The sequence below is a fragment of the Maribacter sp. genome (assembly GCA_020629415.1).
GTDB lineage: Bacteria > Bacteroidota > Bacteroidia > Flavobacteriales > Flavobacteriaceae > Maribacter > Maribacter huludaoensis.
The window spans coordinates 22,327-48,835 of sequence record JAHDDL010000008.1; the positions used below are offsets into that span (position 1 = coordinate 22,327).

Consider the following 26,509-nt stretch of genomic DNA (forward strand, 5'->3'; position numbering starts at 1 on the left):
ACCTGCTTATAATAAAACCTTGTGGGATGCAGGAATTGGGGCAATAAGATTATAAAATACATTCAATCGACTTTTACTAACTTTGAATTTCTATTAGACCAGAAAAGAGAAGAGGGAAATGTGATTTGAATTTTGCACTTGAACTTGTTTCTTGCATTTGAACTTGCTTCTTGAACTTGAGTTTGTTTTTATAATCCTATGTCAGAATATTACAATTATATAAAGTCCTTGCATCTCATCTTTGTAATTACATGGTTTGCAGGGCTTTTTTATATACCTAGGTTATTCATTTACCATATTGAGGCGAATGCTAAACCATCACCTGAAAAAGAGATTCTTTCCAAACAGTTGAAGTTGATGACCAAACGCTTGTGGTATATTATAACATGGCCATCGGCGGTATTGGCAGTGTTCTTTGCTATTTGGTTGCTGGTCATTTATCCAGGATGGTTATCACAGCCTTGGATGCATGTTAAACTAGGTTTTGTAGTAGTATTGATTTTATATCACTTAAAAAACCATCAGATTTTCAAGAAGTTTCAACGCGATGATATTCAGTATACTTCTAAATTCATGCGAATATGGAATGAAGGGGCCACGTTGATTTTGTTCGCCATTGTATTCTTGGTGATTTTAAAGAGTTCTTTTAACTGGATTTTTGGGGTAATAGGTATTATTGTTTTAGGTATCCTTTTAATGCTGGGCATAAGATTATACAAAAGGATTAGAAGCAAGAATCCTGAAGCTTAGTTATTTATCTTTAATTATGATTTTATAGATTTTTTTGCCGCAATTTTGGCTTTTGGCAGTATAAGTTTAAAAGTAGCCCCTTTACATTTTCCTTCTGATTCTGCGATTATGGTACCACCATGTGTTATGGCAATCTGTCTCACCATATATAAGCCTAAACCCGTTCCTTTAATATTGTCATGAAATCGTTCAAATGGGGTAAATAATTTATCTAACGCATTTTTATCCATACCCAAACCATTGTCCTTGACCAAAAAGATATTATTGTCACCTTCCTCTTCAAAATCTACATCAATTCTAGGGTTAGGTTGGTCTCCCATATATTTAATGGCATTATCCAAGAAATTACCAAAAACCTGTATTATTCTATTACGATCCCCAAAAATATTGGGCAGATTCTCAGCTATGTTAAGTTGTATGTTTTTGTTTTTTAGCTGACCTTTAATAAGATTTCTTGATAGCGCCAATATTTCATTGGTTTTCAACAACTCATTTTTATTCTCAATTTTACCTAATCTGGCAATTTCCGTAATGTCAGAAATTAATTCGTTCATATTGTTACACGAGACATCTATTAGGCTCAAATACTCCGTTACATCCGGATGGTCTTCCAATTCCATTTCTAACGGTATAAGACTAGCTAATCCTTTAATGTTGCTTAACGGACTTTTTAAATCATGTGATACGGCAAAAGTGAAACGTTGTATTTCTTCGTTTTTTAATTTTAAGTTGTTTGCAGCCTCTACAAGTTTGTTTTTTTGAAGTTGTAATTCTTTGGTGCGTTCATCGACCTTTAGCTCCAGCCTTTTTTGATTTTTTCGAATATTCACTAATTTAATATGTTGAGCTATATAGAATAACAATAGGACCAGGGCAACCATTAACAGTTTAAACCACCAGGTCTGCCAATAAGGCGGGGTAATTGTTATATGAAGGTCAATTTCATTATCTACCCAAACGCCATCAGAATTGGTTGACTTCATTTTAAGCTTGTATTCCCCGGGATTTAAGTTGGTGTATGTTGCTGTAGGATTGTTGCCTACGTAATTCCAGTTTTTCTCAAATCCTTCAAGGTAAAAGGCATAGTTTACACTTTCTGGTCTTCTAAATGTAAGTGCTTTAAAATCAATATTAAAAACAGATTGATCGTGACTAAATATTAATGAGTCTACTTGGCTAATATCTTTTTTTAAAACCCCAAACTCATCATTGGGTAAAACGGGTTGATTAAAAATTTTAAGTCCAGATACAAACAACCTAAGCGTATCTTTTCGCTTTTCAACATCTTTGGCGGTAAATACATTTAGTCCATTTATCCCTCCAAATAGGAATTCTCCTTTTTTAGTGGTCATTGACGAACTTGCTATGTATTCTTTTGCCTGTAGACCGTCGCCTATATCATAATTTATAGTTTCACCTGTTTTGGTATTGTATCTAATAATACCATCTTCGGTGCTAAGCCATAAATTACTGTCTTGGCCATTGATAATGCCTTTTACAGCATCGTTCTTAAGACCTTTTTCTTTTGTAATTGCTAAAAAGGAATCTTTTTCGGGGAGATATTTTAATAGTCCGCCCTGGGTACCCACCCAGACATTGTTTTCATTATCTTGTATAATGACATTGACGAATCTATTGGTTAAGCTGTTTTTGGTATGATAATGAACAATTGACCAATCATTATCTTTCTCTGTCAGCTTAAACAGACCTGAGTTTAAGGTGCCGATCCAAATATTACCTTGATTATCTTCGAATATTTTATGTAAAGAATTTATGGTAGTACCGTCTATGTCAGATATGAGCGTTATATTTTCATACTTATCCGTCTTAGGATCATATAGTTGAACTCCTGCAAAATAGTTAACGACCCATATTCTTTCCTTTCTATCTTTTAATAGGTCTATAACTATATTGGATTTTAAAAAAGAGTTTTCTGAGGTTAGTACACTATAATTTTTGGTTTTAGTATTCAGAACCGATATACCATGGGTCCAGGTTCCCGCCCATAATTCGTTTTCTTTAGTTTCTAAAATGGAAAGAACAACATCGCTATTAAAGGTTTTGTTCTTTAAAGAGTAGTTTTCAAAAGTATTTAGAGACCTATTCCAATAATTAATACCGCCACCATCTGTACCGATCCAAATGTTGCCCTTGGGGTCTTCCAAAAAGCAATTGACAAGTTTGTTACTAAGTGATTTTGGATTAAACGGATCAGATTCTATATGTTGAAACTTGTAATACTCCTTGTCATAAAAATTAAGCCCACTTTTGTAAGGTGCTACCCACATGGTGCCATTTCGTGTACATAATATTGCCCATATAGAGTTTCCTGCCAATGAATGGGGCTTTGTTACATCGTATTCTACGTGGTTCTTTAGATCTAAATTTTTAGAATAGATATATAAACCTCTGTTTTCTGTACCGACCCAAAGTTCATCATCCAAATTTTTTTCTAAAGACCGAATACCAAAACCGGGACTAGTTTCTTTTTCTTTATGAATACTTACCGTGTCTTCCTCTACCGTCAATTTATATAACATACCATTACCGGAACCTAATAAGAAGTTCTTTTTGGAAAACTCTATACCCGTAATGATTGCTTCTGTCTCTAGAATGTTACTGGTAATATTCATGTCAAAATCTAGCAAAAGCGTATTGTAGGTAAAAATGACCAATACCCGCTTATTATCTAATATTTCAACCTTTACAACTTTATTTAATCTTGGGTTTTCTAAATGTACAAGCTCATTGGGTGGTGAAAAGTGTTTTAGTTTTCCTGTTTTCAACTCATATTTGTACAAACCTGTTGATTCTGCACCTAACCATAACACATCATCTTTTCTTACGATAGATTCAAAAACTTCATTATTTATTGTTTTGCCCTCATTTTTAAATGGATATGGAGTTATTATATTTAGACTACGATGGTAAAGGCTTAGTCCTTCATTGGTACCAATAATTATATTTTCATCATCTTCATATAAAGACACAATATATTCATGGGTCAACTCCGTTTTTCCGTCCGAGCTCTTGGTATATATTTCAAAATCTTTACCATCATATCTATTAAGCCCATTACGGGTGCCGATCCAGAGAAATCCACAACTATCTTCTAAAAGAACCGTAGCGGTACTTTGAGATAAACCATCTTGAATATGTTGAAATTCAAGGTTTTCTTGTTGTTGGGATCGTGTTATATGCGACACTAAGAACACTACCAAATAAGTAAGAATGATAGGGAATTGTTTTATTTGCATGCTTGTTCTGTAATAATCTACTACGTACTAACGCAAATAAATGTAAGAAATTACTTCCAAATCATTTATTAACCTGTAATAATTTTTATATAGTAATTTATTTAAAAATAAGGTTAGTTTTATTTGAAATCATTTTTGTTGTATTAAATGAGATATCAGCAGCTTTAAACCATGTTTATTTACTGTCACGCATTTTTGAGCTTGGGATATATTTGGTGTAAAGCGCATCGTTTTAATTTGTGGATGTTGCTATTACAAGATAAAAATTGATCTAGCTAAATGAAACATATAATTAGAAAGCGCAACATAAAAAGTAATGTTGCGCTTTTTTTTATTTTTTATTTGGGCACGTATTGCCCGGTACGTAGCATAACGATAGAGATGTTCGTCTATACATTGTGCAAAACCAGTTTTAACATCATTTTTAATTGAGTTAGGTTTATCAGAAGAAAATAAAATTACCGTTAGTCCAATTAAAGTAATGTTGGCAATGAATGGGTACATACAATTCTAATATAAAATGTATCATTTTCTAATTTACATTTGGTGGCAATAGGTTTTTGATTTGCTAACTTGATTTTTTTTGGTGCGATATTTGCTAACTTTAGACGAAATAACAACAACTTGTTAACTAGAGTATCTTTACGGTCACGCATTTTCCTATCCATGATATTTTTGGTGCTCATTGCATCTGTATTAATAGCTGGGGTTACGGTATACCAATATCGTGAACAATCAAAGGATTATCATGAAAATAGAATGGAGCGTAAAGAGGAGCAAATACGCCAAAGTATTGATCTTGCCATTCAAAAAACTACCTATCCCGTTACTACAGAAAATCTTGATCTTATTTTTAAAAATGAAATCTATGAGATTGCCGTAGTACAGAACATGAACTTCAATATTTATAGTTTAGATGGTGAGCTTATTAAAAGTTCTCGCCCAAAATTTGCGAACGACTCAATTTCCATGTGCCTAGATCCAGAGGTTCTTAATAAGTTGGAAATTAGTCCAAATAAAAGATATGTTCGTGAAAATGCCTTGGCAGGGGACAAATACCAGGCATCATTTACCTATATAGCCGACCAAAAGTTTAAACCGATCGGTATCCTTAATTTGCCTTATTTTGAAGATAATTCATTTAATGATTATGAGCTAAAAGAGTTTTTATGGCGTTTGTCCGGCGTGTATTTGTTAATGTTACTTATGGCCATTGCTTTTGCATTTTTTATTTCTAAATACATTACTAGATCTTTGGAGACCATTTCTGATATGATGGAAAGAACGGGTCTAAGCAAACAGAACAAGAAAATATTTATTGAAAACCCGGGGGAGGAAATTGAAAAATTAATAAGTGCCTATAATGGCATGATCGACGAGCTTGGCCATAGTGCGGTAAAACTGGCAAAGAGTGAACGGGAACAAGCTTGGCGAGAAATGGCAAAGCAAGTAGCGCATGAGATAAAAAATCCTTTGACACCAATGCGATTGACCGTACAAAGTTTTGAACGAAAATTTGATCCAGATGATCCACAAATTCACGAGAAACTTAAAGAATATTCAAACACTTTAATTCAACAAATAGATACGATGAGTAGTATTGCCTCAGCGTTTTCTAATTTCGCCGAAATGCCGGCACAACAGAACGAGACACTGAACGTGGTTAAAATTGTAAAGTTGGCTTTGGATATTTTTAATGAAGATTATATTCATTTTATATCGGAAGAAGAGGAAATTATTGCGAAATTAGATCGAACACAATTAATTCGTGTAGTAACCAATTTGGTTAAAAACGCAATACAAGCCGTACCGGATGTTGAATCTCCAAGAGTTTTGGTAAGTGTAGCATCTGAAGGAGATATGGTAAAAATATCCGTGGCAGATAATGGTCACGGTATTGAAAAAGATAATGAAGAAAAAATATTTGAACCTAAATTTACCACAAAGACCAGTGGAATGGGTTTAGGTTTGGGTATGGTCAAAAATATTGTGGAAACGTACAAAGGATCCATCAACTTTAAATCTCATTTGGGTAAGGGTACGGTGTTTTGTGTCAAGTTTCCTAAAGAAAATATATAACTCAACAAATCAACAACCATGTCATACGAGACTTTATTAATTGAAAAGGAAGATACAACTGCAATTGTAACTATTAATCGCCCCAATAAATTAAATGCCTTAAACAAGCAAACTATTGGCGAATTACATGATGCTTTTAAAGATTTACAAAAAGATAAAGGTATAAAGGCCATTATTTTAACTGGTAGTGGTGAAAAGGCATTTGTTGCCGGTGCCGATATCTCTGAATTTTCAGATTTTAGTGAGAAAGAAGGAAAAAAATTAGCGGCCAAGGGTCAAAAACAGTTGTTTGATTTTGTTGAAGATCTTTCCAAACCTGTAATTGCAGCGGTCAACGGTTTTGCATTGGGCGGTGGTCTGGAACTGGCTATGGCTTGTCATTTTAGGGTAGCGAGCGACAATGCTAAAATGGGATTGCCGGAAGTTTCTTTAGGTGTTATACCTGGTTACGGTGGTACGCAACGTTTACCCCAGTTAGTGGGCAAGGGAAGAGCTATGGAAATGATCATGACCGCAGGTATGATTTCTGCAGATCAAGCGCATGCCTATGGTTTGGTAAACCATGTAACTTCCCAAGAAGAATTACTACCATTGTGCCATAAAATTATCTCTAGAATAACCAATAACTCATCTGTAGCCATATCTCATGCAATAAAAGCAATAAATGCTGGTTTTAAGAATACTGTAAATGGTTATGAGCAGGAAATTGAAGCCTTTGGAGCCTGTTTTGGAACAGATGATTTCACCGAAGGTACCACTGCATTTTTAGAAAAAAGAAAAGCAGAGTTTCCAGGTTCATGACATAAACCAAACCGGTTATGTTAAAACGTAGCGCTTTTTTATTTTTATTGGTCATCAATGTACTAAGTTCTTTTGCACAAGAAGAATTGGTTTCATATACCATTGGCGAAAAATTCCATGATAAATATAGGTATTCCAATATGCTTGCCATTGCTGATGACGGTAATGACGGTACCGTTGTTGTACGTGCCTATTACACAGGTATTGTTTTAAGGCCTAAGGGTTATTTTATTGAACATTACAATAAGGATCTAGAGCTTGTTTCTGAATATAACTATAAACTTAAAAATGCCAATTTTATAGATGCCTATGTACGTAATGGGCAAGTTTATTTGTTGTTTTTAGAGTATAACTATAATTCTAGAAGTTATCAGTATGAAGTGCATAGAAGTCCGTTCTCTCAATTTCAGTTTACCAAAGAAACGCTATTATCTATAGCGTCAGACCCTGTAGAGCAGCCTTTGGACAGAAATTTTTATAACAGAAACTTTTCTTCTGGCTTTACTACCTCTATTTTGTTCAACGATGAAAAGTCGGCATTTGCCATTACAACACACTATAAAAAAAGAAAGATAGATCAGCACTATATACATGTGTTCGACGCAGGTCTTAATAAAATAATGGAGCATGATTTTTCTGATGAGGTAGAGGAAAAAAACTATGCTTTTGAAAATATTGTTTTTTCCAAAGATTTACAGAACGTCTATTTGGTAGGTAAGGCTTACTTTAAAAAGAAGCGTTTTAATGCTACGGAACGAAAGTTTCAGTATGAAATGGTCAGAGTTTCTAAAAGCGGTAGAAGTGTACAGTCTTTCTTTACTCCCGGTAAATTTCCTGAGGCCTTAAAGCCTATTTTTAAAGGAAACGAGTTGTTATGTGTCGGTTTTTACGCAGATAGAAAGGACAATAGGTATAATGGTATCGCTTACTTTAATTTAGAACCCAATTCCCTTGAATTAAAAGCTGAAAAATTCAACCCATTTTCAGAACAGTTTATGATGGATAAGTTTGGCCGTGAAGATGATAAGGCTATCAAAGATTTGGTTTTTAAGGGAATGAATATTACCAAGGAAGGGAACATTCTATTCAATGCCGAAGAGTATTTTACTAGTAAGAGTGTACAATCTAACTCTAGTGGTGGTCGTGTTGCGGTAACTAGATATCACCATAATGATATTATCAGTGCAAAATTAAGCGCAAACGGAGATATGGTATGGGCAAGGAATATTAACAAAACGGAGGTAACGCAAGGTGATGGTGCATATGCATCTTATAGTGCCTATACTAAAAACAATACTACCTACTTTTTTATCAGTACATCTTCAGAGAATCCGCAACAATTGAGTGAAGACCGTATTATGTTTAAACAAGGATTAAGTAGAAATAGAAATGTCTTTTTAATCCGTTTGGATGAAAACGGACATATGAAATACAACAAGGTTATTGACGATACCGAAGCGCGACTACCTTTAATGGTATCTACACCTTACATTGATAGACAGAATGATGAATTAATGTTCTATGCTAAAAGAGGAACAAAAAAGCAATTGGTTCAAGTGACTGTTAAATAAATATATTATTAGGATTTATTCCATAATTTTGGATTAAATCCTAATAATGAATTCAAACTTTCCGTTAAAGGGTAGGGGAGCCCAAAAAAATACTAGCAATAAATTTTCTACGTATAGCTATGAGACAAGAGATGATTTTCTTGAGTTTTGTCGGTTAGAAGGAGAAGTTGCCGATAGAAATAAAACTCAGTACCTGCCTATTTTTCCAAAAACAATAGTAAATGAAGTTACTAGCCCAGATGTGGGTATGAGTTACTCTATGAACATGTATCAAGGTTGTGAGCATGGTTGTATATATTGTTATGCAAGAAATGCCCATGAGTTTTGGGGCTATAGTGCCGGATTGGATTTTGAGCGGAAAATTCTGGTAAAACATGATGCTCCAAAACTACTGGAGGCTAAATTGAAAAGTAAAAGCTGGAAAGCTACTACAATAGTTATGTCTGGCAACACAGATTGCTATCAGCCTGCAGAAAAGGAATTTCAGCTAACAAGAAAATGCTTGGAGATTTTCTTGAAATATCGCCATCCGGTTGGGATAATAACTAAAAATGCATTGATATTACGTGATCTGGATATTTTAAAAGAACTTAATGAATACGGCTTAATTGGGGTCAATATTTCAGTTACCTCATTATCCGAAGAAACAAGAAGAATTTTAGAACCTAGAACTACTACTATTAAGAAACGTTTGGAAGCTATACGTGTGCTATCTGAAAACGGTATACCGGTAAATGCAATGTTGGCACCAATTATTCCTGGAATAAACAGTCATGAAATTTTAAATTTGGCTAAAGCGGTTTCAGATAGTGGTGCTGTTTCTATGGCGTTTACGGTAGTTCGTTTAAATGGGGCAATCGGTGAAATATTTACGGATTGGATCCGTAAAACGTTACCCAATAAAGCTGAAAAGGTATTGCATCAAATACAAGAGTGCCACGGTGGCAAATTAAACGATAGTAGATTTGAAGTAAGAAGTCGTGGTGATGGTAAAATTGCTACTCAGATTCATGATATGGTTCGTTTAGCAAAAAGAACCTATTTTAGGGATAGATCGTTTCCTAAATTGAATACCGATCTACATGAATCTTATAAAGACGGACAGTTGAAATTATTTTAGTATAAGTCTATTTGGGAGCATGTGTTAGGCAATACAATGAATATTAGCGATGTTATTTTAACCATTAAGGTAAGGGCGTATATATGAGTTAAGTAATGCAAATAAGTCAAAAGTTTATGCATTTAAATTACCAGGTAAATTTAAAATAGTATGCAAAAGCATTGGATAATTATTTTCTTTGAAAAGTTTTGTTAAAATAAAGTCCAAAGTATCATTCTAAGCGTAGATAGGGAGAAATAAATATTAGAACTATTTATCATTACCAAAACACTACCAAGGGGAATATGAAAACTTTAAAGAATACTACCAAAAACACAGATAAGAAACCGTTCTTTTCTAGAATGAAACACTTAATTGAAAATGCCAATGCATGGGGCGTTTTTGTAATGGGCAGCACGTTTGTGCTCATGTTTGGTTCGGCTTATCTAGCGTATATATTACAAAACGACTTTACCCAATTGCATTTAGAGCGTAGAAGCACCATGATCGGGTTTATATTCATGATTGTTGCTGCTGCTTTTTTCGTTTTTAAATTGAGTTTCTTTATTTACACATTTATTAGATTTTTAAAGTATAAGGCAATACCATCTGTTTCTGATGAAGAATTGCCAAAGGTTACCGTTATTGTTCCTGCCTATAACGAAGGAAAGCAAGTTTGGGCAACATTGAAGAGTTTAGCGGAAAGTGATTATCCAGAAGATAAAATTCAGCTCCTTGCCATTGATGATGGTAGTAAGGACGATACTTGGACTTGGATGAAAGAAGCCAAGAAAGAATTGGGCGATAGAGTTTCTATTTGCCAACAACCTAAGAACATGGGTAAACGCCATGCTTTGTACAGGGGTTTCAATGAAGGTACCGGTGAAATTTTTGTTACGGTAGACAGTGATTCAATAGTAGATAAGGATACTTTAAGAAATTTAGTAAGTCCTTTCATTATTGATGAAAATTGTGGAGCTGTAGCCGGTAATATTCGTGTGCTTAATAACAAGAAAGAGATTTTGCCAAAAATGCTAGACGTTAGCTTTGCACTTAGTTTTGAGTTTGTACGTTCTGCGGAAAGTACCTTGAATTCTGTATTGTGTACACCGGGTGCTTTAGCGGCTTACAGAGCAACTGCCGTATTTGGTTGTTTAGATAAATGGATCAATCAAACATTCATGGGGCAAGCATCTGATATAGGTGAGGATAGAGCAATGACAAACATGATCTTAAAGCAAGGTTTCCACGTGTTGTTCCAAAGAAATGCGGTCGCATACACAAATGTTCCTGAAAAATATAAAGGGCTTTATAAAATGTTCATTAGATGGGGCAGAAGTAATGTACGTGAGAACATACAAATGTCTAAATATGTTTTTACAAACTTTAGAAAAGGACCAAAAGCAGGTACGCGATTATTGTTCTTTAGCCAGTTTTCTAGAATTGTATTGTGTTATCCTTTTGTTCTTTTCATGTTGATATTTGTACTTACACACCCATTACTGTTCTTAAGCTCCACTTTTGTAAGTATATTGGTGTTATCTACTTTTCCTGTGTTGTTCTATGCAAAAAGATACTCTTTGTCAGAATCTTTTTGGGCATATTCCTATAGCGTACTTTTTACGTTCGGTCTTTTTTGGATCACACCTTATGCGATAGCAACTGCAAGTAGAAGTGGTTGGTTAACAAGAGAGTTGCCACAAAAATAAACTACTTCATTTATAGTATATAAAAAGGGTCTTAACGAAAGTTAAGACCCTTTTTTAAATGGTTTGATGTTGTTGAATTATACTGTAAACTTAACTTAAATTTTTTAAAGGATTCCATTCCTGGTAAAATTGCTCCAGAAAATCAATCATATATTGGTGTCTTTCTTCAGCTAATCGCTTACCTGTTTTAGTGTTCATTTTATCTTTAAGAAGTAATAATTTTTCGTAAAAATGATTTATTGTAGGGGCTTTTGACTTTTTATATTCTTCCTTGGTCATATTAAGATTAGGTGGTATGCTAGGGTCGTAGAGCGCTCTATTTTTAAATCCTCCATAATTAAAAGCCCGTGCTATACCAATGGCGCCAATGGCGTCTAAGCGATCGGCATCTTGCACTACTTTAAGTTCTTTAGAGGTAAATGGTTTTCTTTTCATCTTACCATCCATCAGGCTGGCTTTAAATGAGCTATATTTTATAATATTGGTTACGTGGTTAATCGTTCTTTTTGGTACACCAAGACTTAATAAAAAATCTTCCGCCATTTTTGGTCCCAAGGTTTCATCACCATCATTAAACTTGGCGTCGGCAATATCATGAAGAAGTGCGCCTAGGCTAACGACCAAAAGATTTAGGTCATTTTCCTCTTTTGCAATTAGCATGCTGTTATTGAAAACACGTTGTATATGAAACCAATCATGCCCACCTTCGGCATATTTCAATGTTTCCTTAACAAATGTTATGGTTTCTTCTACAATTTCTGAATGGGTCATTTAAAGGAATTTATACCGCTAACTACGGATGCTTCAATTTGTTGAATAAGTTCATCTAAGTTGCCTTTGTTCTCTAAAGGTTGTTGTACATCTAAACGAACTTTGGCTCCTAACCCCATCGGAAATTGACCAAAACGAACCAGTTTCCACGAATTATTGATACTTATGGGAACAATCAATGCGGAAGGCGCTTTTTTAAGAAGCATTTTTAGACCCATAGGCTTAAATGGTTTTGGATGTCCGTCCCTACTTCTGGTTCCTTCAGGAAAAATTACCGCACTTCTATTATGTTTTTCAATATAAGAACCTAGTTTGCCAATTTCCATGATGGCGGATTTACCATCTTTTCTATCAATTAGTACAGAGCCTCCGTGAACTAGGTTAAATGAGACGCTTGGTATGCCTTTACCCAATTCCTTTTTGCTTACGAACTTGGGGTGGTATTTGCGCATAAACCATATTAGTGGCGGAATATCGTACATGCTTTGATGGTTGGTGACAATGATCAAGGGCCTATCGGTCGGTAAATCGAAATTATTTGTAAAGTTATAGGTAGTCCCTAAAATATTAGTGCTACGCATTAAACAAAGGTTCAATTTGCTAACCGTTGGTTTTAGACCACTATAGCCAAATATCTTAAAACCTAACCATTGTATAGGGTGAAAGATAAGCAGGCATAGCCCAAATGCCACGAAAAAAAAGGGGGTTATGATATATGAAAGCAACTTCTGCATCTTACAAAAATAAAAAACCGCTCAAATAGAGCGGTTTTTTAATCCCATTATTTTGTGGGAATATATGGAGTATTTAAAATTTAGCAGAACTCGTCATAAGCCTGAGCCAAATTCTGAGCGATCATTTCAGCTGGTCTACCTTCAATATGGTGGCGCTCTATCATATGAACCAATTCACCGTTCTTGAACAATGCCATAGATGGTGAAGAAGGAGGGAAAGGGACCATTAGGTTTCTTGCCGCATCAACAGCTTCTTTGTCTACACCTGCAAATACAGTTACTGCATGATCAGGTCTTTTGTCGTTTTGCAAGCTCATTTTGGCAGCAGGTCTTGCATTTGCCGCTGCACAACCACAAACAGAATTTACAACCACTAAAGTTGTTCCTTCTTTATTGATGGCATTTGCTACCGCATCTGCTGTATATAATTCTTCAAATCCGGCAGAAGCCAGGTCATCTCTCATTGGTTTTACTAATTCCGCAGGGTACATATTCTTAATGTTTTAATTAAACTGTTACAAAGATAATCAATTAGTCGCAGCACTGCTTCAGACCTTAACTTTTCATTGGCCTAACTTTCTCTGCGTAATATTTTATCTTTGGCAAAATTGAGATTTAGAAATGATTAAATGGTTGGGAGCTATAGTAGGCTTTTCTTTTAGAGGATTATCAGGAGCGGTGTTAGGTTTCTTTGCCGGTAGTATTATAGATAGTTTTTTTGGGTCTAATAAAGGTAGCGCACGTAGTGTGTTCGAAGATTATACAAGACCTAATGTTACCGCGGCAGATTTTGAATTGAACCTGTTGTCACTTTGTTCTATTGTTATTAAAGCGGACGGACAGGCCAGCCAGTCGGAAATGGATTATGTTCGTCAGTATTTCGTTAGTACCTATGGTAAGGATAAGGCCAATGCCATTTTTAGAAGTTTTAACGAAATAAATAAAAAGGGACAGATATCTGCACAAAAGGTATGTACTTTTTTGGCACAACGTACACGTTATGAAGTGCGTTTACAATTATTGCATTTTCTATTCGGTATAGCTCAGGCAGATGGTAATATTAGTAATCCCGAAGTTCAGAAAATTAGGGAGATAGCAGGGTATCTTAGGGTTTCTCTCAACGAATTTGAAAGTATAAAGGCCATGTTCGTAAAATCTGCGAACAACTCCTACAAAATTTTGAATATAGAAAAATCGGCAACGGATGCCGAAGTAAAAAAGGCATATCGAGAAATGGCTAAAAAATACCATCCGGATAGGGTAAATACAAAAGATGAGGCTATAAAGAAGGGTGCGGAAGAAAAGTTTAAACAAGTACAAGAGGCTTATGAGACCATTCAAAAAGAACGCGGTTTAAATTAGACAGGTAACTTTTAAGGTAGTTTGGAATGCAAGAATTTTGGTTTTATATTAAATTAGGTTTACAACATGTGTTGGATATCAATGCATATGATCATATATTGTTTTTAGCTGCACTGGCACTTCCATTTACTTTTAAAAGTTGGAAGAATGTATTGCTTTTGGCTACTGTTTTTACCTTTACGCACTGTTTGGCATTAGTATTCTCCGTTTATGAAGTATTGGTTATAGATGCCAGTTGGATCGAATTTTTAATTCCTGTAACCATAGTTAGCACTGCACTCTTCAATTTAGTGGAAAGTAGAGATAGAAAAGATGATAAAGGTATTTGGTTTCATGTACTCGTTACTGGTATTTTTGGACTAGTTCATGGTTTTGGATTCTCTAATTATTTTAAAATGATGATTATGGGAGAAGAAGATAAGTTTGCACCATTATTAGGATTTGCAGGCGGTATTGAATTATCTCAAGTAGTTATCGTTTTGTTGGTATTGATTTTAGCCTATGTAGTTCAAACCATTTTTAAGGTAAAACAGAGCTTATTTGTAATGGTAGGTAGTATTTTGATCATATTAATAACATTGCCATTGCTTTATGAAACATTTCCTTTTTAGACTGTTAAAGTTTAGCTTAACATATTGTTCTAACTGGACAAAACGGTTACTTTAGGGTAAGTGCTTGAACAAAGTTTACTATAAATGAAAAAAGAGAAGCAATTAAAATATGATAGGGCGTATTTACGTATGGCCAAAGAATGGGGTATGCTTTCTTCATGTAAGCGAAAGCAAGTAGGGGCAATTATAGTTAAAGATAGAATGATTATCTCTGACGGTTACAACGGTACCCCAACAGGTTTTGAAAATTATTGCGAGGACGAGGATGGATATACCAAATGGTATGTCTTACATGCAGAAGCAAATGCAATCTTAAAAGTTGCCAGTTCTACACAATCATGTCAAGGGGCTACTTTGTACATCACTTTATCACCCTGTAGGGAGTGTAGTAAACTAATTCATCAGTCTGGCATTAAACGTGTAGTATACCAACTAGGATACAAAGATGATTCAGGACTAAAGTTTTTGGCAAAGGCGGGGGTTGAAATACAACATATGCCAGAAATAAATGTTACTATCTAACGTTTACATCTATGATGAATAAAAAATACAGTGCTCTATTTCCTTTAATTATAGCTTCTGCGCTTGCATTGGGATTTTTTATAGGCGGAAAACTGAATTTTAACGATTCTCCCGAACGTCTTTTTTCTACGAATTCAAAGAAAGATAAACTTAATAGACTTATTGATTACATTGACTATGAATATGTAGATGATGTAAATACGGATAGTATTGTAGACGTTACCGTAAATAGTATTCTAGAAAAATTAGACCCGCATTCAGTTTACATTTCAGAAAAAGAAATGTCTGGTGTAACTGAAAATATGAAGGGTGATTTTGTGGGTATTGGTATCAATTTTTATGCTTACAAAGATTCTATAGCGGTTATTAAGACTGTAAAGGACGGACCAAGTTATTCTAAAGGAATTTTGCCCGGTGACCGTATTTTAATGGCGGATAACGATACGTTGTTCGGTAAAGACTATCCTAGCGAGGTCATTGTAGAAAAATTAAAAGGAAAAGAAGGCACTTCTATCAATCTTACCGTTTATAGAAAATCTGAAGACAGAACATTTAAGGTAAAGGTTAAACGTGGTATTGTTCCTTTAAAAAGTGTTGATGCATATTATATGCTTACAAAGGACATTGGGTATATAAAAGTAAACCGCTTTGCAGAATCTACATATAAAGAATTTAAAGATGCTTTGGTTAAATTACAAAAGCGTGGTGCCGGCAAGTTGGTATTAGATCTTCGTGACAACCCTGGTGGTTATTTGGGTATGGCAGAAGAAATGGCAGATGAGTTTCTTGAAGATGGTAAGCTTATTTTATTTACCAAAAACAAAAAAGGTAAGATCAACAAAAGTTATGCTACGGATGAAGGTAGCTTTGAAGATAAGCCAATCTATGTATTGATCAATGAAAGGTCTGCCTCTGCAAGTGAAATTGTAGCAGGTGCTTTACAAGATAACGATATAGGTACTATAGTTGGCCGAAGATCTTTTGGTAAGGGCTTGGTGCAACGCGAAATGGCCTTGGGCGACGGTTCTGCAGTAAGGTTAACCGTTTCTAGATATTATACACCAACAGGTAGAAGTATTCAAAAAACATACGCAAACGGAACTAAAGATTATTATCAACGTTTTACAGATAGATTTCATAGCGGTGAAATGATTTCTGTTGATAGCATTAAAGTAGCGGATTCTTTGAAGTTTACAACACCTAAGGGAAAAGTGGTATATGGTGGCGGTGGTATTATCCCAGACGTATTTGTACCTATTGGCAGCAATGAAAAGGAAGCTGTTGAGAGTATGGATAATCTAGGGTTTTTATCGTTCTTCGTATTTGAGCATTTAGATGAAGATCGAGAAAGATATGCCCATTATACGCAGGAAGAATTTGTGAACGATTTTAGGGTTGACGACATCCTTTTTGAGAAATTTGTTTCGTATTCCATAGATAGAAATTTAAGAATGAACTTCTATGATTATGAACAAAGTATAAAACGATTCTTAAAAGCGAGTATTGCAGAACAGTTGTTCAATACGAACATACATGCCAAAATAAAGTCAGACGAAGACCTAATGTTACAAAAGGTTCTTGAACTAGATGCCGGCACTATTCAGCAACAAGAATCTGGTGAAATTAAAGCTAATAATTAATCTTCATTAATTTTATCTCGAATCTTTCTACTGGTAATGAAAACCAAAAGAAGCACAATGGCGCATAATGAAGCCATTATACCAATTAATGCTATGGTACTATTTTTTTCAAAAGGGTCGGCAAAATTCACTAGAGTTACATTATAGGCAATAAGCGCTATTGCAATTACAATGAATATTATGGATAATGTCTTGCTCATAAACTTGTTTTTATAAAAGTACAACCTTCTATCGGTCTAGAAAAGTTCATTAATATTTGCGGCGAACAATTTAACAGCTATGGCCATAAGAATTACTCCAAATACTTTTCTAATGACGTTTACCCCATTCTTACCTAACATTTTTTCAATCTTAAGAGATGATTTAAGTACTATAAAAACAAAAATAATGTTCACCACGATCGCTACTATAATATTCTCTACATAATATTCTGCACGTAAAGAAAGTAACGATGTCAGCGTACCTGCACCGGCAATTAGAGGGAAGGCAATTGGTACAATGGAGGCACTTTCCGGTTCATCGTCTTTGTACAATTGAATGCCTAAAATCATTTCAATTGCCAAAAAGAATATAATGAACGCTCCGGCAACGGCAAATGAATTTACATCAATGCCGATCAAACCTAATATTTCATCCCCTAGAAACAAAAATGCGACCATAATCACCGCAGCTACGATCGATGCCTTTTCAGACTGAATGTGACCTACTTTTTTTCTAAGACCAATAATAATGGGTATACTGCCTAAAATATCAATTACGGCGAATAAAACCATACTAGCGGTTGCAATTTCCCTTAAGTTAAAATGAAATTCCATCTTTCAATTTTTTTGCAAATTTACGTTTATAACTATGCACTTAGATGTTTATTGTTAAAATTTTCTAAGACCTATACTTTTTAAAAAATGTATCTTGCGCCCTTTAAATTAGGTTATGTTTCAATTAGGGAAAACCATAGTATCCGAAGAGATAATAGAAAACGATTTTGTGTGTAATTTAAGTGCATGCAAAGGTGGTTGCTGTGTTGATGGCGAAGCAGGTGCGCCGGTGGAAGATTCTGAAACGGAGATAATGGTAGATATCTATGCTAAAGTGAAGCCTTTTTTAAGACCAGAAGGTGTTGCGGTTATTGAAGAGCAAGGTGCTTTTATCAAAGGTGAAGATGGTGAGTGGGAAACTCCTTTGGTAAACGGTAGTGAATGTGCCTACGTTATTTTCGATGAAAAGAAAATAGCTAAATGTGGTATTGAAGAAGCCTATAATCAGGGAGTAATAGATTGGAAAAAACCGGTTTCATGCCACCTATATCCTATTAGAGTACGTGAATACACAGAATTGACCGCTGTCAATTACCATAAATGGCAAATCTGTGATCCCGCATGTGCTTTGGGTGATGAATTAAAAGTGCCGCTATACAAGTTTGTAAAAGAGGCTTTGGTTCGCAAATTTGGAGAAGAATGGTATGCCGAATTAGAAGAAGTGGCAAAAGACCATCTTAAATAGTAGGTATATAAATTACGATCTGTGTACCGATCGGGTTTGTGTTATCATCAAATTTATCAATGATATCCACATGGAAGAAATTCTCATAATCACGAGAAAAATTTGCAAGTCGTTCTTTAGTGATATCAATACCTACAGACTTTCTTTTTAGTAGTTTACTGTCTTTAATTTTCTCTGCGGCATCTCTACCTACACCGTTATCGGTAATAACAATTTCTATAAATCCGCTTTTACCTTTTTTTACTTCTAGGTCAATATTCTTTAAGCCGTCTTTAGATGATAGTCCGTGCCATAGCGCATTCTCTAAAAAAGGCTGTAAAATAAGTGAAGGTATTTTAATGTTATGCGGGTCTATGTCATCTTTAATATGAACATTGAAGTTAATTTCATTTGAAAATCTAATATTCTCGATGTTCATATATAATTCTACTGTTTCCAGTTCTTCTGCCAGCGTAATTTCTCTTTGGGAAGATGCTTCCAATATTTTACGTACTAGTTTTGAGAACTTGTTTAAATAATGAACGGCATTCTTTTTCTCATTGTTTATAATATATAATTTTATGGAATTCAAAGAGTTGAATAAAAAATGCGGATTCATTTGACTACGTAACATACTCTGTTCTAAAGTCAATAGTTTTTTGTCCGCATTAAGTTGACTTTGACGATAAAGAATATATAGTATGCCGATCAGTAATATTAAGGATATACCAATGATAATAAGCATGGTCTTATTCTTTTTCAACCTCAATCGTACAGATTCGTTTTCTTGGGCAAGCCGCTCTAGCTGGTTGGCTCTTATTTGAGATTCATACCTTAAGATCATATCATTTACATATCTAAGGTTAAGCGCATTCGTTATACGTTCTTCATACTTTTTAGATTCTTTGAAATACTTCATACCCTTCTCATAATCATCTTTTTTTATCCAAAGTTCAGATAAGAATTTATTGGCATCCGCTATTTCAATATTAAATTCATATTTCTCTGCAAGTGCTAAACCAGATTCTAGGTTGGTTTCGGCAGCATCATAGTCTTCCAATCTAATATTTGCCCAGCCAAGGTTAATGTAAATTGTAGTAATTATCTTTTTGTCATTTAAGGATATGGCTTTTAGTAGATTGGTTTCTAGTATGTTGATTGCTTCTTTAACCTTGCCTTGGTGAACATAGACGTGGGCTATATTATAATTGGCTTTTATTTTACCGGTACTGGAGTCTATAAGTTCATAATAGACCAATGATTTACGGAAATTTTTTAAACCAGGTTCTAGTTTACCTTGAGATTCATAACACTCTCCTAAGTTGAGGTGATTTATGGCCAAACCCAATTTATCATCAAGTTCTTTTTCCAGTAGCATGGCTTTTTCATACTTCTCTATGGCCAGTTCATATTGCTCTAACATTTGATAGATACTACCAATGCTGTTCAATGATACGATAATACTTTTTTTGAGCCCTAAATTAGGATTTGCAACCGTTTCGGCTAATTCTAAGGCATCTTGACTGTAATCCAAAGCGGATTTGAAAGCATCGGTACGTCTATGTACCGTACTTATCATATTAAGACAATAAACCCTAAATTCTATATTGTCTGCCTCTACAGATGCCTTTAGCGCTTGTTGGTATAAGTCGAGGGATTTAACATATAATGATTGATCGCGGTAAATACTGCCAAGATTATTTAGGGCATATGCCTGTCCTAAATAATATTTACTTAAAAGTGATTTTTGCTCTATATACCGCAGTGCGGTAGTGTCGTTGCTAAATGTGCCCAGTAGTCTATCTATTTCTTGACAAGTTTTAGGAGTTGCCTTTAGCAAACTATCCGCACTTCTTTGTAAGCTTAGAGGTATGTCTTGAGAGTGGACAAGATTCGTTAACACTAAGGTGTGCAGAAGAAGGAATAGAATTTTGTACTTGAGTTTACGCACTATTAATTTTAGAAAAGCTGAATAATATTTATGAGAGCCAAGTTAATGGTTTAAAGCATGTCTAAAAAATCTGATTTTTTTTGCCTGGATACAGGAATTTTATGATTTGATTTCAATACCACATAACCATCTGTCTTAAGAAACTCTTTTATCTTATTTAAATTAATGATGTATGAATTATGAATTCTAAAAAATGAATCTGAAGGTAATAGTTCATTTACTTCTTTTAGCTTTTTTGTAAGTACTATTTTTTGCCCATCATTTAAAAATATGGTGCTATAATTACCATCAGATTCAGCGTATAATATTTCATCACTTTCCAGAAACAATATCTTACCATCCGTGTTAAGGGTAATGCGCTTGTGTATTGCTTTGGAATTATAATTTATAAGTGCCATTTCTAAATTTTCCACAGAAAAATTTGAACTATGGAATTTTTTTATTTTTACAATGGTTTCTTCCAAATCATCCGTATCAATGGGCTTTAAAAGATAATCTAATGCCTGACTTTTTATCGCTTTCAACGCATATTGATGATACGCGGTGGTAATAATAACGGGGAAATTTTTATTTGTAAGTTTTCTAATAAACTGAAAACCGTCCATTGTTGGCATTTCTATATCTAAAAAAAGGCAGTCTGGCGTGTTTTTTTCTAAATAGGACAATGCTTCATGGGGGTTTGTAAATGATGCTATTACATTGATTTCATCACTAAAATTTGTTAGTTCCCAGGTGAGGCTTTGAAGCGCTTTAATTTCATCATCAACGATTACGGCTTGTAACATAAAAGATCGGGTATCAAGTTAGAAAGTTATGAAAAATTAAACGCTTGTCTAATTTTCTGGTATTAATTTGTATCAATGGAGGAAATATTGGTGTAATCGGTAAATTTTGGTCCCAGGGTTTTAAATCACATACCATCAATAAAAAGAAAGAAAAAGACTACAAAAGTAAAATTTTGTGAACTGGACTAAATTTTTGTTTTCCGATTATACAAAAAAAGGCACAGGTTATACAATATAGGTCTACCAGTTTTGAGCTTAAATTTACCTTTAGCAAAGAACTTCAGGTTGTTATAAATGAATTTGATATGAGGAAATGCAGCATTATGTTGGCATTATTTATAGTAGTCTTATTGATTGCTTCTCAGTTTATGAAGGAAGAAGGGCGTTTAAATGAAAATTTGGCTGTAGCGAGCAAAGTTCAAGACCAGAACTTTAATAGACCTTAATTATAAATCCATGCAGAGCATTATTAGATTTATATACAAGTCTTTTAAAATAGTTTGTTTTTGGTTTGTACCATTCATTTTACTTGCGGGCGGTTCAAAAGCAGATTTTGAAACGTCAAGTTTAAGAGACGGTACTTGTAGTTTTGATATTGAAGGTAAAATGAGCTTCCATTTAGACGGAATAGCAACCTTTGAAAATAGTAGTGAAGAAGATAAACTTTGTAATACAACAGAAAAATTGTTGTTGCGTTTTGTTACTTGTGATGATGCGCAGTTGCAAACTTTAGAGTTTATAATTGCATCTAAAACAAAAGGTAATTATGGGGTGCAATCAGGAACATATAGTGTTCAAAATATTGACCGACTGATGAAAAGTTTCAGTGGGGTTTTTGGTTTTGCAGATATGGGAGGTTTAAGTGAATTGCCTTTTTTGGTAAAATCCGGGAACATTATTATTGCCGATAGTTATGCTAACATGATAGATGGTAGATTAGAGGTACAATTAGAAAATACAAAGGGAGAAGCATTATACATTAATGGTTCTTTTAATGCAGAAATAAAGGTTTAAAATTAGTACGGTTCTTTATAAGATAGTGTATGTTATCTTATATCTAATGTTTGAGCGCCAAAATAAGTATAACTACGATTCGTCGTACGATTACATTCTAAGAAAAGGTTTCGGGGGAACTACCTTTATTAGACTTGGTGGGCATTTTTCATAATAGAAGCATTAGTGGGACCGTACATTTTTTTTGTCCTGTATATTATGAGCATAAATTACTATTGATTGGGCGATATGGATTTAAATTGTGAAAACTTAAATGATTTTAATCCTGAATTATATAACAATTAGTGTTACATGTTCTATTGGTAATAGAAGTTATTTCAAAGAAATATTTAATCGGAATTTTCTATAAAAAATAAAAAAGACCCCGCATAATGGGGTCTTTTTTATATACGGCTAAGCCGAGGTTAAGTAAGGGGGTCTTATTTATCGTTAGTGATATATGGCTTTAATACTGTTGAAAAAACTAACGCAGCTGCATATATCATCAATATTGTGATGTAATTATCCATAACTTAAGTATTAGAGTATAAGTTATATACGTAGAAAATCTGTGTTTGGATTACGGAAATTTAATCGTATCGTTAAATAAGGTATGGTACGTTAATCTTATGGCACTTTTAAGGTTGTACCATTTATAACTGAGTCTCATTTTAAACAATTCTATTGAATGAGACTTTATCTTTTTATACAGATAGAAAGATAATTTTGATGCCAGAAATAAACCGGCATAAACGAGTAAGGTTTGTAGGTATTGGGACATATACAAAAAAACGTATAAGTAGGTAATTTCTTACAATATAGATATGCATTTCATCGAAAAGTGTTTCGTTTTTCGATGAAATGCAATTTTGATCATTTGTGTTTGTACTAAATATTGAGGCTTATAAAAAAGCATCAACTTTTTTATAAGCCTCAATAACGGCTAGCTCACCTTCCTTGCCATCTCTAGAGTTACCATGTTCCATACCTAAAACCCCGTTATATCCTTGTGCATGTATCCATTTAAATACATTGTGGTAATTAATCTCCCCTGTCGTTGGTTCATTTCTACCAGGGTTGTCTCCAATCTGGATATATGCAATTTCAGACCAAGAGGCTTCCATATTAGGTATTAGATTGCCCTCTTGTATTTGCTGATGATAAATGTCGAACAATATTTTACATGAGGGCGAATCTACCGCGCTACAAATTTCAAATGCCTGTGGTGAATCCGTTAAAAATAAACCTGGGTGATTTCTGAAATTTAAGGGCTCCAAAACCATAGTAATATTATGTGGTTCCAATAATGCCGAAGCTTGTTTTAGACTTTCAATTACATTGGCGGTCTGGTAACCCATTTTTAGCTTTAAGTCTAAATGACCTGGTACAACGGTCATCCATTTGGCGTTTACCCGTTTTGCAACCGCTATAGAGTTTTTGATGTCATTTAAAAACTCTTCCCTTTTGGTTTTATCTCCAGATGCCAAGTTGGGTGTTTTCCAATGTATTTCATGCGCTACAAATACACCCATTTCTAAGCCTCGTTCTTTCATGGTTTTCGCCATTTTTTCTTGAAGCGCTACAGGTCGTTTTCGCATTTCATTATCTTCAAATGCGGTATAACCTTGATCTGCCATAAAGTTGAGTTGGTCTATAGGGTCGTCACCGGCCAAATGTTTAAACATGCCCAAATGAGGTGCGTATTTTAAATTGTATTTATGGGCAAATCCCTCATTGGTAATTGCATTTGCATAAGATAATGTGCTGCCTATTGAGATTGCACCCGTGGTCAGGGCAGATTTTTGAATAAAGCTTCTTCTTTTCATGAATATTGTATTTAAATGAAAATAGCCAAGAACAATGAAAAACTGTTCTTGGCTATTGAATTATAAATTATCGGTTATTTATAACGACCAAGCCTTACCTTCTGTAAGCTCTTGAAGGTCGCCACATGCTACATATTCACCTGGTACAGGTAAGTATGCCAAAACATTTTCACCAACATATTCAGAAGCTTTATAGCCCCAAATAGTCATACCTCTTAAATTATTTGCAAAAGCAAATCTTGAAACTTCGTCATCTAATTCAGCCGTATCACCATCTGCAATAGCTTTTGTATAACTGTTTATAGTCTTGAACATCTCTGCTTGTTCATCCTTATTATACTTTAAGGATGCAGCCAAAACTGGTTCAAGGTCCTCTGCGGTCAAATCTTCAACTTTTTCTTTACCAGAATCTGCCAAAGCTTTATTTGTAAACTTGGACATGGACATTTTAAGAAAATCTTGTTGTTCCTTTTCCATAACATCTTTTGCAAATCTGTCAATAAAAATATCAACTTGCACTTCTGATGCAGAAGGTGTATCTGTTTTTGGTAAAATAATATCTACCAATTTAGAAAGAACAGCTCCTTCGTTTTGAGCTAAAAATTCTGGAGTCCAAGTAAGGGCAGGTTCACTTTTACAACTTTGTACAATTGATAATAATGTTGGGGTGGCCACCATATATCCAAGTGACATTCCCATATTTTTTAATACACGTCTTCTATCCATTATATGTTTCCTTTTTTAAGTTGTTCAATTGCGTGGTTTGCAGCTCTGGCCGTAAATGCCATATAAGTTAAAGATGGATTTACACAGCTGGCAGAAGTCATAAATGATCCATCGGTTACGTATACATTTGGTACATCATGTAATTGGTTATTACCGTTTAAGACAGATGTTTTTCTGTCCCTACCCATACGTGCAGTTCCCATTTCGTGAATTCCAAGTCCTAACGCGCTTTCTTCATCATACCCTTTTACGTCTCTAAGACCTGCTTTTTCTAGCATCTCTACTGCAGACTCTAACATGTCTTTACGCATTTTTAGTTCGTTTTCCTGTAGCTCTGCATCGAATGTTACGGTAGGTAGGCCCCAATCATCTAGTTTATCATAATCTAGGGTAAATCTATTGTTCTCGTATGGCAATACTTCACCAAAGCCCATCATACCAAATGTCCATCCACCAGGTTTTAAAACGGCATCTTTTAAGTCTTTACCATGAGACAGTTCAGCAATAGATTCTTGCCAGTTGCCTCTAGATGCACCGCCCTGATATCCAAATCCTCGTAAGTAATCCTTTCTATCGGAATCGCCACCTAGATTTCTAAATCTTGGAATATAGATACCGTTAGGTTTTCTACCCTTGTAGTACTTGTCATCAAATCCGTCAAATTTACCGGACGCACCAACTTTTAATTGGTGGTCCATTATATTACGGCCCAACTGATCAGATTCATTACCCATACCGTTAGGGAAAGTTTCAGATTTTGATTGCATCAATATAGAGGTAGAAGCAATTGCAGAAGCACATAAGAAGATAACTTTAGCCTTGAATTCAAAAGTTTCCTTTGTATTTGCATCAATAACTTTTACACCTGTAGCTTTCTTTGTGTTTGGGTCATAAATTACCTCATGTACAATTGAATCTGGTCTAAGTGTCATATTACCTGTAGCTTCTGCCGCTGGTAACGTTGATGAAAGACTGCTAAAATAAGCTCCAAAAGGACATCCTCTAATACATCTATTTCTAAATTGACATTTGCTTCTTCCGTCAAATTGTTTTGTTCCGGTAATATGTGCAACTCTACCAGAGGTTACTACGCGGCCATCAAAATTTTCTGCCACTTTCTCCCTGAACACTTGTTCTACACAATTGAGGTCCATCATTGGTAAAAATTTACCATCTGGCAATTGTTCCAAACCTAGGTTTTCTCCACTTACACCAATATATTCTTCTACCTTGTCATACCAAGGTGCTATATCTTTATAACGTACAGGCCAATCTACGGCAATACCTTCTTTTTTATTCGCTTCAAAATCTATGTCACTTAAACGGTAACTTTGGCGCCCCCATTGAAGAGAACGTCCACCAAGGTGATATCCTCGCATCCAATCAAAACGTTTAGTCTCGTTGTATGGGTGTTTCAGGTCATTAACAAACCACATATTGCTAGCTTGGTTTGTAGTATAACCTGTTCTGTTCTGTTTTGGTTGCTGCTCTATTATTTCTTTTGTCGGCTCACCGGCATTAGGAAAATCCCATGGGTCTTTATTGGCCGTTTCATAATCTTCAATATGTTTTACCATTCGGCCCCTTTCCAAAACCAGGGTTTTAAGGCCTCCTTCACATAATTCCTTAGCGGCCCAACCGCCACTAATTCCGGTCCCTACAACTATAGCGTCATAGGACTCTTGTTCTTCGTTATAATAAAATTTGCTCATAAAAGTTGTTTAATCTATAAATTTATTAAATATTATATTAATTCTATACATTTATTGTCCATTCTTATTGCGAAATTCGCTAAAATTAACCTTCGGTTAGATGAATGAGCTTATTCATGATTTTAACGTCA

The 26,509-nt window shown here is 34.7% G+C and carries 24 protein-coding genes; 13 read left to right on the plus strand and 11 right to left on the minus strand.

Annotated elements, in window-relative coordinates; translation table 11 throughout:
- Window positions 1–198: 198 nt before the first annotated feature.
- Window positions 199–750 (plus strand): CopD family protein, encoded by a 552-nt coding sequence (locus tag QZ657_RS05065; protein ID WP_291965380.1) that lies wholly within the window; start codon window positions 199–201, stop codon window positions 748–750.
- 14 nt (window positions 751–764) lie between these two features.
- Here the strand turns inward: QZ657_RS05065 and QZ657_RS05070 are convergent, their stop codons facing one another.
- A complete protein-coding gene (locus QZ657_RS05070; protein ID WP_291965382.1) occupies window positions 765–4,007 on the minus strand; it encodes a two-component regulator propeller domain-containing protein in 3,243 nt (1,080 codons plus the stop codon).
- A gap of 666 nt (window positions 4,008–4,673) precedes the next feature.
- On the opposite strand from QZ657_RS05070, the gene QZ657_RS05075 reads away from it, so the two are divergent.
- From QZ657_RS05075 to QZ657_RS05095, 5 genes are all read left to right on the plus strand, one after another.
- Complete coding sequence (locus QZ657_RS05075; RefSeq protein WP_291965472.1) at window positions 4,674–6,086, plus strand: sensor histidine kinase; 1,413 nt, start codon at window positions 4,674–4,676, stop codon at window positions 6,084–6,086.
- Window positions 6,087–6,104: 18 nt separating this feature from the next.
- Window positions 6,105–6,887, plus strand: coding sequence for an enoyl-CoA hydratase/isomerase family protein (locus QZ657_RS05080; RefSeq protein WP_291962968.1), 783 nt, complete (start codon window positions 6,105–6,107; stop codon window positions 6,885–6,887).
- Between the two features lie 17 nt (window positions 6,888–6,904).
- Entirely contained in the window at window positions 6,905–8,458 is a 1,554-nt protein-coding gene (locus QZ657_RS05085; protein ID WP_291965383.1) for a hypothetical protein, read from the plus strand.
- 46 nt (window positions 8,459–8,504) lie between these two features.
- Window positions 8,505–9,578: a PA0069 family radical SAM protein gene (locus QZ657_RS05090; RefSeq protein ID WP_291965385.1), complete on the plus strand. Its 1,074-nt coding sequence runs from the start codon at window positions 8,505–8,507 to the stop codon at window positions 9,576–9,578.
- A gap of 284 nt (window positions 9,579–9,862) precedes the next feature.
- Window positions 9,863–11,266, plus strand: a complete 1,404-nt coding sequence (locus tag QZ657_RS05095) for a glycosyltransferase (protein WP_412759664.1) — start codon at window positions 9,863–9,865, stop codon at window positions 11,264–11,266.
- A 90-nt stretch (window positions 11,267–11,356) separates the two neighbouring features.
- On the opposite strand, the gene QZ657_RS05100 is transcribed toward QZ657_RS05095, so the two are convergent.
- From QZ657_RS05100 to QZ657_RS05110, 3 genes are all read right to left on the minus strand, one after another.
- Window positions 11,357–12,037, minus strand: a complete 681-nt coding sequence (locus QZ657_RS05100; protein ID WP_291965387.1) for an HD domain-containing protein — start codon at window positions 12,035–12,037, stop codon at window positions 11,357–11,359.
- Complete coding sequence (locus tag QZ657_RS05105; RefSeq protein WP_366934156.1) at window positions 12,034–12,618, minus strand: lysophospholipid acyltransferase family protein; 585 nt, start codon at window positions 12,616–12,618, stop codon at window positions 12,034–12,036. Before QZ657_RS05105 ends, QZ657_RS05100 begins: the two co-directional genes overlap by 4 nt.
- Window positions 12,619–12,851: 233 nt before the next feature.
- Window positions 12,852–13,262 carry a BrxA/BrxB family bacilliredoxin gene (locus QZ657_RS05110; RefSeq protein WP_276470399.1) on the minus strand — a complete coding sequence of 137 codons (411 nt, stop codon included), beginning with the start codon at window positions 13,260–13,262 and terminating at the stop codon, window positions 12,852–12,854.
- Between the two features lie 130 nt (window positions 13,263–13,392).
- On the opposite strand from QZ657_RS05110, the gene QZ657_RS05115 reads away from it, so the two are divergent.
- From QZ657_RS05115 to QZ657_RS05130, 4 genes are all read left to right on the plus strand, one after another.
- Window positions 13,393–14,133 carry a TerB family tellurite resistance protein gene (locus QZ657_RS05115; RefSeq protein ID WP_276470398.1) on the plus strand — a complete coding sequence of 247 codons (741 nt, stop codon included), beginning with the start codon at window positions 13,393–13,395 and terminating at the stop codon, window positions 14,131–14,133.
- A 26-nt stretch (window positions 14,134–14,159) separates the two neighbouring features.
- Window positions 14,160–14,744: a HupE/UreJ family protein gene (locus QZ657_RS05120; RefSeq protein WP_291965389.1), complete on the plus strand. Its 585-nt coding sequence runs from the start codon at window positions 14,160–14,162 to the stop codon at window positions 14,742–14,744.
- Between the two features lie 84 nt (window positions 14,745–14,828).
- Window positions 14,829–15,266, plus strand: coding sequence for a deoxycytidylate deaminase (locus QZ657_RS05125; protein WP_276470396.1), 438 nt, complete (start codon window positions 14,829–14,831; stop codon window positions 15,264–15,266).
- 14 nt (window positions 15,267–15,280) lie between these two features.
- Window positions 15,281–16,906, plus strand: a complete 1,626-nt coding sequence (locus QZ657_RS05130) for a S41 family peptidase (protein ID WP_291965474.1) — start codon at window positions 15,281–15,283, stop codon at window positions 16,904–16,906.
- Here the strand turns inward: QZ657_RS05130 and QZ657_RS05135 are convergent.
- A complete protein-coding gene (locus tag QZ657_RS05135; protein ID WP_276470395.1) occupies window positions 16,903–17,106 on the minus strand; it encodes a hypothetical protein in 204 nt (67 codons plus the stop codon). The genes QZ657_RS05130 and QZ657_RS05135 overlap by 4 nt on opposite strands.
- 36 nt (window positions 17,107–17,142) lie before the next feature.
- Window positions 17,143–17,721 (minus strand): MarC family protein, encoded by a 579-nt coding sequence (locus QZ657_RS05140; protein WP_276470394.1) that lies wholly within the window; start codon window positions 17,719–17,721, stop codon window positions 17,143–17,145.
- 115 nt (window positions 17,722–17,836) lie between these two features.
- On the opposite strand from QZ657_RS05140, the gene QZ657_RS05145 reads away from it, so the two are divergent.
- Window positions 17,837–18,406 (plus strand): DUF3109 family protein, encoded by a 570-nt coding sequence (locus QZ657_RS05145; protein WP_291965394.1) that lies wholly within the window; start codon window positions 17,837–17,839, stop codon window positions 18,404–18,406.
- On the opposite strand, the gene QZ657_RS05150 is transcribed toward QZ657_RS05145, so the two are convergent.
- On the minus strand, window positions 18,399–20,288 hold the full coding sequence (locus tag QZ657_RS05150) for a tetratricopeptide repeat protein (protein ID WP_291965396.1): 1,890 nt from the start codon (window positions 20,286–20,288) through the stop codon (window positions 18,399–18,401). The two genes, QZ657_RS05145 and QZ657_RS05150, sit on opposite strands and share 8 nt — an antisense overlap.
- Before the next feature lie 98 nt (window positions 20,289–20,386).
- Window positions 20,387–21,121 carry a LytR/AlgR family response regulator transcription factor gene (locus QZ657_RS05155; RefSeq protein WP_276470391.1) on the minus strand — a complete coding sequence of 245 codons (735 nt, stop codon included), beginning with the start codon at window positions 21,119–21,121 and terminating at the stop codon, window positions 20,387–20,389.
- Window positions 21,122–21,426: 305 nt separating this feature from the next.
- Here QZ657_RS05155 and QZ657_RS05160 point away from each other — a divergent pair, with 305 nt between their 5' ends.
- Window positions 21,427–21,567, plus strand: coding sequence for a hypothetical protein (locus tag QZ657_RS05160; RefSeq protein ID WP_291965397.1), 141 nt, complete (start codon window positions 21,427–21,429; stop codon window positions 21,565–21,567).
- A gap of 10 nt (window positions 21,568–21,577) precedes the next feature.
- Window positions 21,578–22,135, plus strand: coding sequence for a hypothetical protein (locus tag QZ657_RS05165; protein ID WP_291965399.1), 558 nt, complete (start codon window positions 21,578–21,580; stop codon window positions 22,133–22,135).
- Window positions 22,136–23,016: 881 nt separating this feature from the next.
- Here the strand turns inward: QZ657_RS05165 and QZ657_RS05170 are convergent.
- From QZ657_RS05170 to QZ657_RS05180, 3 genes are all read right to left on the minus strand, one after another.
- Window positions 23,017–23,940, minus strand: a complete 924-nt coding sequence (locus tag QZ657_RS05170; protein ID WP_291965402.1) for a hydroxypyruvate isomerase family protein — start codon at window positions 23,938–23,940, stop codon at window positions 23,017–23,019.
- A 78-nt stretch (window positions 23,941–24,018) separates the two neighbouring features.
- A complete protein-coding gene (locus tag QZ657_RS05175; protein WP_291965404.1) occupies window positions 24,019–24,666 on the minus strand; it encodes a gluconate 2-dehydrogenase subunit 3 family protein in 648 nt (215 codons plus the stop codon).
- Window positions 24,666–26,378: a GMC oxidoreductase gene (locus QZ657_RS05180; RefSeq protein ID WP_291962516.1), complete on the minus strand. Its 1,713-nt coding sequence runs from the start codon at window positions 26,376–26,378 to the stop codon at window positions 24,666–24,668. Before QZ657_RS05180 ends, QZ657_RS05175 begins: the two co-directional genes overlap by 1 nt.
- Between the last annotated feature and the right edge of the window lie 131 nt (window positions 26,379–26,509).